Annotated in this window: 8 protein-coding genes; 5 read left to right on the forward strand and 3 right to left on the reverse strand. The window is 40.0% G+C overall.

The annotated features are described in order from the left end of the window. The 3 genes from AAC037_RS11785 to AAC037_RS11795 all read left to right on the forward strand — a co-directional run. Nucleotides 1-1200 (forward strand): TrpB-like pyridoxal phosphate-dependent enzyme (locus AAC037_RS11785; RefSeq protein ID WP_339903185.1); only part of this gene is annotated, 1200 nt, incomplete at its 5' end. Nucleotides 1201-1218: 18 nt separating this feature from the next. Further along, a complete protein-coding gene (locus AAC037_RS11790) occupies nucleotides 1219-2133 on the forward strand; it encodes an amidohydrolase family protein (RefSeq protein ID WP_339903186.1) in 915 nt (304 codons plus the stop codon). Between the two features lie 96 nt (nucleotides 2134-2229). Then, complete coding sequence (locus tag AAC037_RS11795) at nucleotides 2230-3651, forward strand: Gfo/Idh/MocA family oxidoreductase (RefSeq protein ID WP_339903187.1); 1422 nt, start codon at nucleotides 2230-2232, stop codon at nucleotides 3649-3651. A 289-nt stretch (nucleotides 3652-3940) separates the two neighbouring features. Here AAC037_RS11795 and AAC037_RS11800 read toward each other — a convergent pair whose 3' ends face one another. Genes AAC037_RS11800 through AAC037_RS11810 form a run of 3 tightly spaced genes read right to left on the reverse strand, consistent with a single transcriptional unit; the run spans nucleotide 3941 to nucleotide 6747 of the window. After that, entirely contained in the window at nucleotides 3941-4981 is a 1041-nt protein-coding gene (locus tag AAC037_RS11800) for a VWA domain-containing protein (protein WP_339903188.1), read from the reverse strand. After that, entirely contained in the window at nucleotides 4974-5876 is a 903-nt protein-coding gene (locus AAC037_RS11805; RefSeq protein ID WP_339903189.1) for a hypothetical protein, read from the reverse strand. Before AAC037_RS11805 ends, AAC037_RS11800 begins: the two co-directional genes overlap by 8 nt. Further along, a complete protein-coding gene (locus AAC037_RS11810; RefSeq protein ID WP_339903190.1) occupies nucleotides 5869-6747 on the reverse strand; it encodes a DUF58 domain-containing protein in 879 nt (292 codons plus the stop codon). The genes AAC037_RS11805 and AAC037_RS11810 overlap by 8 nt, the downstream gene beginning before the upstream one ends. 106 nt (nucleotides 6748-6853) lie before the next feature. Here AAC037_RS11810 and AAC037_RS11815 point away from each other — a divergent pair, with 106 nt between their 5' ends. Both AAC037_RS11815 and AAC037_RS11820 read left to right on the forward strand, forming a co-directional pair. Continuing rightward, nucleotides 6854-7204: a DUF4296 domain-containing protein gene (locus AAC037_RS11815; protein WP_339903191.1), complete on the forward strand. Its 351-nt coding sequence runs from the start codon at nucleotides 6854-6856 to the stop codon at nucleotides 7202-7204. Next, nucleotides 7205-9471, forward strand: a 2267-nt coding sequence (locus AAC037_RS11820) for a MutS2/Smr-associated SH3 domain-containing protein (RefSeq protein ID WP_339903192.1), incomplete at its 3' end; no start/stop codon positions are given.

Raw genomic sequence — 9471 nt, forward strand, 5'->3', positions numbered from 1 at the left:
GTAACTGCCGATAAATGGGTTACTATTCCGGATGAAGTAAGGAATATGTATTCCATATGGAGACCTACGCCAATGTATCGTGCATACGGCCTGGAAAAAGCTTTAGACACACCGGCAAAAATTTATTATAAGTATGAAGGGGTTAGTCCTTCAGGTTCCCATAAGCCCAATACGGCCATTCCTCAGGCTTATTATAACAAACAAGAAGGTGTGAAAAGAATTACCACAGAAACCGGTGCGGGACAGTGGGGAAGTGCTTTGAGCTTTGCTTGTCAGCATTTCGGTCTTGAATGTGATGTGTATATGGTAAGGCTTTCTTATAAGGACAAACCTTATAGAAAAATGATGATGAATACCTGGGGAGCCAATGTATACCCATCTCCTTCCGATAGGACTGAAGCAGGAAGAAAGATCTTGGCGGAGTTTCCTGATTCTCCGGGAAGCCTTGGGATAGCCATCTCTGAAGCCGTAGAAATGGCTGCCACACGGGAGGATACCAAATATGCACTGGGAAGTGTTTTGAATCACGTAAAATTACACCAGACGATCATAGGTTTAGAGGCCATCAAGCAACTTGAGAAAGCAGGAAGTGATATGCCTGACATTGTAATTGCACCGTTTGGTGGAGGGTCAAATTTCGCAGGTCTTTCCTTTCCGTTTTTGCGTTTGAATTTGGAAGGGGGTAAAAATATTCGTTGCATTGCTAGCGAACCGTCCTCTTGTCCAAAACTTACCCGTGGCGTTTTTAGGTATGACTTTGGTGATACAGCAGGAATGACACCCTTATTGCCTATGTATACCCTAGGGCATGACTTTATACCGGCACCAATTCACGCCGGTGGACTTCGGTATCATGGAGCTGGAGTGATTGTCAGTCAATTGCTGAAAGATAAATTGATTGAAGCCCAATCTCATGATAACCTTGAAATATTTGATGCAGGCGTTCTTTTTGCCAGATCAGAAGAAATTATTCCTGCTCCCGAAGCCAATCATGGCATTGCCACCGCCATCAAAGAAGCCAAAAAATGCAAAGAAGAAGGAGTTTCAAAAACCATCCTATTTAATTTATGCGGTCATGGTAATTTTGACATGAAAGCTTATGACGATTATTTTTCCGGTAAAATTAAAAGTCATGAATTAGGACAAGAAGAGATTGATAAATCTATTGCCAAACTTAATACCCCTGAAATCCCCGCTTAAGGAGGAAGGGAGCATTACATGGACAGAAGAAGTTTTTTAAGGAAAGGAGGGTTGATCGGTGGCGCCTTGTCACTACCGCGATACGCTCCTTTTTTTATTGATGAGGACCTTCCAATAATTGATACCCACCTCCATTTATGGGATTTAGACCGCTTGGATTACCCTTGGTTAAAAAATCCCAAAAACATACTTTCACGAAATTTTCTTTTGAAAGATTATCATGCTGCCACTCAAGGCTGTCCGATTGAAAAAATGGTTTTTGTGGAGTGTGGAAGAGACCCTAATCAATACCTTGAGGAAGTGGATTGGGTTATAGAGGTTCGAGAAAAAGACAATAGAATAGCAGGAATGGTGGCATATTTCCCTTTGGAAAAAGGGGAAGAAGGCATGAAGGAAATGGAGATATTGGCTGAAAGGGATATTGTAAGAGGAATTCGAAAGGCTTTTAGGCCTGGGCATTCAGGGTTTAATGAAGGTATCCAAATGCTTAAAAAGATGGGTTACTCTTATGACCTAAATATTAGGCCTGCGGAGCTGCCTGCAGCTTATTCATTTGCAAAAGCCAACCCTGATCTTGTGATCATTTTGGATCATATTGCCAATCCTGACATTGGGAATATGGATCATAAAGATTGGTCAAAAGCCATTTCACCTTTTTCTTCCCTAGACAATGTGAGTTGTAAAATTTCAGGAATGTTAACCAAGACGAATCAATCGCGAGATCCCTTGGATCAAATGAGACCCTACTTCAATACCGTATTAGAAGTCTTTGGAATTGATAGGGTTATTTTTGGGGGAGATTGGCCGGTATTGTTGAGAGCGGCCAGTTATCAAGATTGGGTTAGGGACTTTTATGCTTTGGCTAAAACGTTGACATCAAGTGAAAAGAGAAAACTTTACAACCAAAATGCAAGATCTGTTTATAGGGTATAATATTGCTAGGGAAAATTTAATTTAAAGTGGATTTTTTCTAAATTTAAAGAGAAAATATTAGTATGAAAATTCTTTCGATAAACTAAAAATTCAATAATGCTTGATAAACCAGATAAAAATAAAAAGCCTGATTCCAGGAGAGGTTTCATTAAAACTGCTTCATTAAGTGCTGCAAGTTTTTTTATTGTGCCAAGATTTGTTCTTGGTGGACAGGGACATGTTGCCCCTAGCGATAAAGTAAATATTGGCATGATCGGAGTAGGAGGAAAGGGTAGGAAAAACGCCATAGATTTAATGAAGTTGGACGATGTGCAGATTACTGCCATTGCAGATCCTGCAGAGTACTGGGATTTGGCTAATTTTTATTATCGGTCCATTGCCGGCAGAGAGCCCGTGAAGCGTTTGATAGAAGATCATTATGAAGATAAAACGGAAAATTTTAAAGTAAAGGAATACTTGGATTTTCGAGAAATGCTTGAAAAAGAACAGGGACTGGATGCAGTTTGTTGCTCCACTCCTGACAATACACATGCTTTTGTTACTTATGCTTCCATGAAGTTGGGCAAGCATGTATACTGTGAAAAACCCCTAACTCATAATATCTGGGAAGCCAGGATGATCAAGCAGCTGACCAAGGAGACAGGTTTGGCCACGCAAATGGGAAATGTGGGGCATAGCACTGATGGAATTCGACAAACTGTGGAATACTTGAGGGCAGGTGTGATTGGAGAAGTTAGAGAAACACATTCTTGGGTGCCGGCCTCTAGGTGGATAGATGAAATGCAAGGGGTGCCAACCACCAATACTGAAAAGCCACATGGCTTTGATTGGGACCTTTGGTTAGGGCCTTCAGCCAATAGACCTTTTCATAAATGGTACACTCCTGTTACATGGAGAGATTTTTGGGATTTTGGATGTGGAGCCTTAGGGGACTTTGGTTGCCATGACATGGATGCTGCTACCTGGGCCTTTGAACTGGGGCACCCGGATTCCATTGAGGTTTTTCCCTCAGGATTTAGCAATGAGAATATTGCCCCATACGGGGAAATAGGTTACTATAATTTCCCTGATAACAATACCGGAAAGCCAATTCAATTGACATGGTATTCAGGCGGACTTAAGCCAAAATTACACCCGGCTTTGCCTGAAGGGTACCAATGGCCTTCCAGGGCAGCGATGTTTGTAGGAGATAAGGGAATCATTGTGAATGGAGGAGACCGTGTTCCGCAAGTTTTCCCGAAAAGTCTTGCAGAGAATATGAAAAAACCAAAAGAGGTAATTCCCCGATCTAAAGGACACTTTAGAGATTGGGTGAATGCGATTAAAGGTGGTCCTGAAGCCAGTTCAAACTTTGAATATGGGGCGCATTTAACGGAAATTACATTACTGGGCGTGCTTTCGCTAAGGATGAAAGGACAAAAAATTAACTGGGATGCCGAAAATCTTAAAGCCACTGGCCTACCGGAGGCTGATAAATATATCAAAGAACCTGTAAGAAGTGGTTGGGAAATGAGCTGAACCCAATATTAACTCGGAGTAGGTCAATGATCAGAGGCAAAAACCAAATGCAGTATTGATGATTAAGGATTGATTTGACTATTTTCCTGTTCCTAATGGTTTTAATAAAAAGGCCGATTTAATTTTTAAATCGGTCTTTTTATTAAGGTATCGTGTATCACCTTTCTGAGGTGATAGGTAGTGCTGGGCCTAATCTTGGTCAAATGATAAAGAGGGCAATACTTGATAACCCCATAAATTAATTCTCAACAAGTACTACGTGATTGAGCGAAGGCTTAAATCCAGGACATCAATCCAAAAGAAAATTGTTGAAAAATGTATTTTTTAGGGTCAGCCAGATAAAGAAAAAGATTATGCCCCAAATGAGATAAGGTCGGTAATAATCCATGGTTTCTTTATAACGGGATTCAATAATTTCAGCTTTCTCTAATTCATCAATTTTTGTGAAAATATTTTCTAATGCTTTGTCATCAGAAGCTCTAAAAAACTCTGCTTTGGTTATGCGGGCGATGTTCCTTAAGGTTTCTTCATTAAGGTAACTCTCAATCATTTGAGGTCTACCGAAAAAGTCGGTACCATAAGGAACCATGCCATCTTTACCTACGGCAATGGTGTAGATTTTGATATCCATTGCTTCAGCTAGCTGAGCGGCAAATACGGGGTCTACATTTCCTGCGTTATTGTCTCCGTCACTAAGTAAAACCATTACCTTGGATTTGGCTTCTGATTCTCTGATACGGTTAATACCTGTAGATACAGCGCTGCCAATGGCTGTTCCCTTGGCATCCATCATATTGAAAGTAATGCTATTGACCAAGTCGGTAAGAAGTTCATAATCTGTGGTAAGTGGAGCTAGGGAAAATGCTTCTCCCGAGAAAATCACCATACCTATCCGGTCGGCAATTCTACCATTGATGAAATCTATTGCAGTTTCCTTAGCGGCTTCCAGTCGGTTAGGGGTAAAGTCTTGCAAATCCATGGATTCTGAAATGTCCATTACCAACATGATATCAATCCCTTCGGTATATTGTTCTACCTTTTCATTGGTACGTTGTGGTCTGGCAAGTGCTATTACCACCATCCAAAGCGCCAGAAGAAAGAAGAGTGAAGGCAAAAGCCGTAGGTAGGTCCATGGATTCTTCGTCGGAACTATTTTAGGAAGAGAAAGCTCTAAAGCGGGCTTTTTGATCAGTTTAATAAACTTTCTGATCAACAACAATATAGGGATAATCCAAATCAGGTGGAGTAAGAAGAAATTCTCCCACTCAAAACTTCGCAGGGTTTCAGGTGAAAACCAGCTCCAAGAAAAAAAAGAAGAGACATCAGTCATGGTTGTGGATTTTATCTATTTTTTCTTCCAATAGCCCTTCTGATATTTTTAATAAATTATCACAGGCTTCCCGAATATTATCATCTACCCGATTGGCATAAATAATCAGTTCTATTTTTCGAAAGTCTTTTATTATTTCAGGCTTTTCCAAATGCTCAGCAATTTCTGTACTTGTCCATTCTTTATAAGGACGACCGGTCAAATTTTCCAAGTAATTTTTCCATAGGCCTAGTAATTCATCGGCCTCCTGAATACCGGGTTTGTTTATCAATAGCTGCATAGCACTTTCCCAATTGGACAGGAATTTGCTCCACTTTTTACGCTCTCGATAGGCTTTCCACCTTTTTATTAGTCCTTTGCCGAAAATCAGTATAGCCAAGACTACTAGCACGACGATTGCCACTATACCAATAATAAGGTAAGGGTAATTGAAAGATTGTGGGATATTGAGGTAGCTATTGTTTTGTTCAAAAGCCAACTCCTCCGGTATTTCCTCAATGGTAAGGGTGAGGACCAAAGGAGCAGGCTGTGGAAAGTGGCTTATGCTGTCATAATTTAAAACTTCATATACTGGGATTTTAAACTCCTGAATAGAATCTAAGGAAAAGTTTGAGATCCAGTAGACCGCACTGTCCAAAGTGATACTGTCTTCTGTGTAAGAAGAAAATATTTGTTTGTCTAAATATTCAAAATCACCAAAGTCATAGGTAGAGTCCGGAAATATAATTGGAAGCTCACTGGGATAGCTGGATTTTAAGACATAGCCCACCCTTTCACCTAACTTTGCGGAGTCTTGCAGGAAATACCCATCTACAATGACATCTTGACCTTGTGCAAAGGAGAATGGTAAGAAAAGAAAGGCAAGCAAATAACTTAGTTTTACTATTCTATCCACGTTTCATGGTTTTATTTCTCGACTTAAATAATTCCATCAAAGGTAGGACGATGTCTTGATCTGTGGCTATCTGAAGGTAATTGATCTGGTTTTTTTTGCAAAAATCCTTGAGATGGTTCCGTTCAGAGATAAAGGATGAGGCGATCTTTTTAGAGAATCCCCCAAAGGCAGTATTTACCCAGGTGGTTTTGTCTTCTTCCTTGTCAAAAACAGGTATGATTCCTAAGGAGGGCAATGCAGCTTCTATTGGGTCAGTCATTTGTAATACCACTAAATCATGTTTGAAGGCCATGGCTTTTAAGGTTCTTTCATATCCTTCATCAATAAAATCAGATATAACGAAGATTATTGCGCGTTTTTTAATCAGATTGAGACTAAAGGTAAACATCCCATCAAGGTCTGTTTTCTTTGATTTCATATCTTGGCTGAATATTCCTCGAATAATCTTTACGGCTTGCCGGGTGCCTTTTCCCGGCAGTACGATTTTTTCCTTTTGATCTGAATAACTTATCAAGCCAACCTGAGAGCCATCATGGATAGAGGCCAAAGTCAACACTCCGGCAATTTCTTTTCCAAGGTCAATTTTCTTTCTTTCCTTGCTACCGATGTCTTGTGAGCCACTTACATCCAATAGAAAATAGACACTTTGATCTTTATCTTCTTTGAAGGTCTTTACGAAGGTTCCATGCCCTTTTGCAGACACTTTCCATTCAATCGTCCGGACATCATCACCATACTGATAAGGGCGAAGGTCATCAAACTCTAGGCCTGCACCTTTGAAAATAGATTGATGGTCTCCTTGAAGGTGGCTATTGGCCACTTTTCTAAGAAGGATTTCATATTTTCTAAGCTTTTTTATCAGTTGATTCATTTTCATTTTTTAATCAGAGGCCTAATTTAGCAGTCATATTCGAATAATAAAACGACTTAGCCTTTACTTATTGTCAATTTTAAAAGGAATTAGGTAATTTTGAAATGTGAAATACCTATCTATAGCTTTTGCTTTCCTTTTCGGGACATTTTCTTGCGCAAAGAATAATGATGCCGAAGACATTTTGTCAGAAGATACCATGGTTAATATTCTTGTGGATATACATCTGACAGAGGGCCTTGTGCAGTCCCTTTCCATTCCCTATGATTCATCAAAGATCCTTTATCCCATTTTGGAGAGACGAATTTTTGAGAAACATGGTGTCCCCGATTCTATTTATGTAAAGAGTTTGGAATTTTATTTGCGGGATGCAGCCAAAATGGAATATTTATATGAACGGACAATAGACTCATTGTCAGTAAAAGAAAAAGAAGCACAGCAAAACCAACAGCCATAAATGAAATTGTATCCGGAAAATTTGGAGGAAAAAATAGACTTTGATAAAATCAAAGATTTAATAAGAGAAGAATGTACGGGTGTACTGGGTGCGGATTTTGTAAAAAAAATTGCTTTCTCAAAAGACAGAAGGTTGCTCAGCAGACTTTTGACCCAGACTGAGGAATTCAGGCAAATTTTGGTCTCAGGAGAACCATTTCCTAGTAATAATTATATCAATATTTATCCTTACCTCAATAAGGCCAAGATTGAAGGGACTTTCTTGTTTGAAGAGGATTTTCATGAAATTCGTTTGGGCTTGAAAACCCTTGAAAGTTGCGTACTCTTCTTTAAAAAGAACGCTGAAGAATACCCGCAATTGTTTCAGCTCTTGGGGATGGTAGAGGATAATATATCCCTCACATTCAGTATTGACAGGGTCTTGGATGACAAGGGGAAAATGAAGGACAATGCTTCAAAGGAGTTAAACATTGTGCGGACACAGCTTGCTTATGAAGAAAACCGGATACGAAAAGTGCTGGATAGTATTTATAGGTCTGCAAAATCTCAGGGTATTACACCGGAAGATGCTTCCATTACCATCAGGGGAGGTAGAATGGTGATCCCCATTCTAGCAGAGTATAAAAGGCGTATCAAAGGGTTTATTCATGATGAATCGGCAACAGGGCAGACAGTATACCTAGAGCCTGCAGAGGTCTTGGATATCAACAATGATATCAAAGACCTCTTGTATATGGAGCGAAGAGAGGTGCAAAAGATCCTTACCAAACTTACCGATGAGCTCCGGGAATATATCCCCACTTTAAAGAGGGCTTTTCATTTTTTGGGCATGGTCGATTTTATTCGAGCCAAGGCCAAGTTTGCAATTAAGATCAACGGGATCAATCCGGAGATGGTAAAAGAACGGGAGATGACTTGGCAAAAAGCCAGGCATCCACTTCTGGAAATGTCTCTCAAGCACCAAGGAAAGGCCATTGTACCTGTTTCCATAAAGTTGGATCCCAATCATCGTTTGTTGGTAATATCAGGGCCCAATGCAGGGGGGAAATCAGTGACACTTAAAACCGTGGCATTGGTGCAGTATATGTTTCAGTGTGGCTTACTCGTTCCGATGGAGCCCAAGTCAAAGTGTGCGATTTTTGATCAATTCTTTATTGATATAGGAGATGAACAAAATATTGAGAATGACCTCAGTACTTATAGTTCGCATTTGATGAATATGAAGCACTTTACCTTTTTTGCCAATAAGCGAACACTATTTTTTATTGATGAATTTGGTACAGGTACGGAACCGCAGTTTGGTGGTGCCATAGCAGAGGCACTATTGATTGCATTGAATAAATCAGGTGCATTTGGTTTGGTGACTACCCATTATGGTAACTTAAAACAGCTGGCCTCTAAGAGTCAAGGGATGGTGAATGGAGCAATGAGGTTTGATGTGGATCGCCTTGAGCCATTATATGAGCTGGAGATAGGGAAGCCCGGAAGTTCTTTTGCTTTTGAAATTGCAGGTAAGATAGGTATTCCAAAGGAAATTGTACTTCATGCAAAAGCCCAGATAGGAGAAACCAGGGTGCGCTATGACAAGTTGCTTTTAAAGGTGGAAAGTGAAAAAAGCAAGTATGAGAGCTTAATGGTTGAAGCTGAACGAAAAGACCGATTGCTGACTTCCAGACTGAAAGAATACAATGCGCTGAAGGCAACCCTTGAAGATCAGAAAAAGGCCATCTTAAATGAAGCCAAGGCCCAAGCAAAGCTTTTATTGGATGATACCAATCGGAAAATTGAAAATACTATACGCTCCATTAAAGAATCACAAGCCAATAAGGAAGCGACCAAAAAAATAAGGCAGGAACTTGATGAACATAAAGCCGGAATTAAACCTGAAAAGAAGCCTATTGAACAGAAGGAAACAATAAAGGTGGAAAGTGGAACCATAGGCGTTGGGGATCAGGTAAGGATCAAAGACAATGGTGCCTTGGCAGAGGTGTTGGAGATCAAAGGCAAACAGGTTAGCATAGTCATTGGCGACTTGAAATCAACCGTGAAGCTCAATCGGTTGGAAAAAATATCCAATACCTCTCTTAAAAAAGAGAAGCGGGCAATCGATAAAAGAATGAATTATGATACCACTTCTAAAATGGCTAATTTCTCACCCAATTTGGACATTAGAGGAAGAAGAGGAGAGGAAGTTTTTGGATTGATTCAGAATTTTATTGATGAAGCACATATGCTGGGCATCAATGATGTGAAAGTAATCCATGGAAA

Source organism: uncultured Cyclobacterium sp. (assembly GCF_963976465.1).
Classification (GTDB): Bacteria; Bacteroidota; Bacteroidia; order Cytophagales; family Cyclobacteriaceae; genus Cyclobacterium.

What these genes read in the sequence shown, in the direction of transcription:
- AAC037_RS11810 (WP_339903190.1), bottom strand. Translation starts at nt 6,747, where the DNA reads ATGAATCAACTGATAAAAAAGCTTAGAAAATATGAAATCCTTCTTAGA.
- AAC037_RS11800 (WP_339903188.1), bottom strand. Translation starts at nt 4,981, where the DNA reads ATGACTGATGTCTCTTCTTTTTTTTCTTGGAGCTGGTTTTCACCTGAA.
- AAC037_RS11795 (WP_339903187.1), top strand. Translation starts at nt 2,230, where the DNA reads ATGCTTGATAAACCAGATAAAAATAAAAAGCCTGATTCCAGGAGAGGT.
- AAC037_RS11790 (WP_339903186.1), top strand. Translation starts at nt 1,219, where the DNA reads ATGGACAGAAGAAGTTTTTTAAGGAAAGGAGGGTTGATCGGTGGCGCC.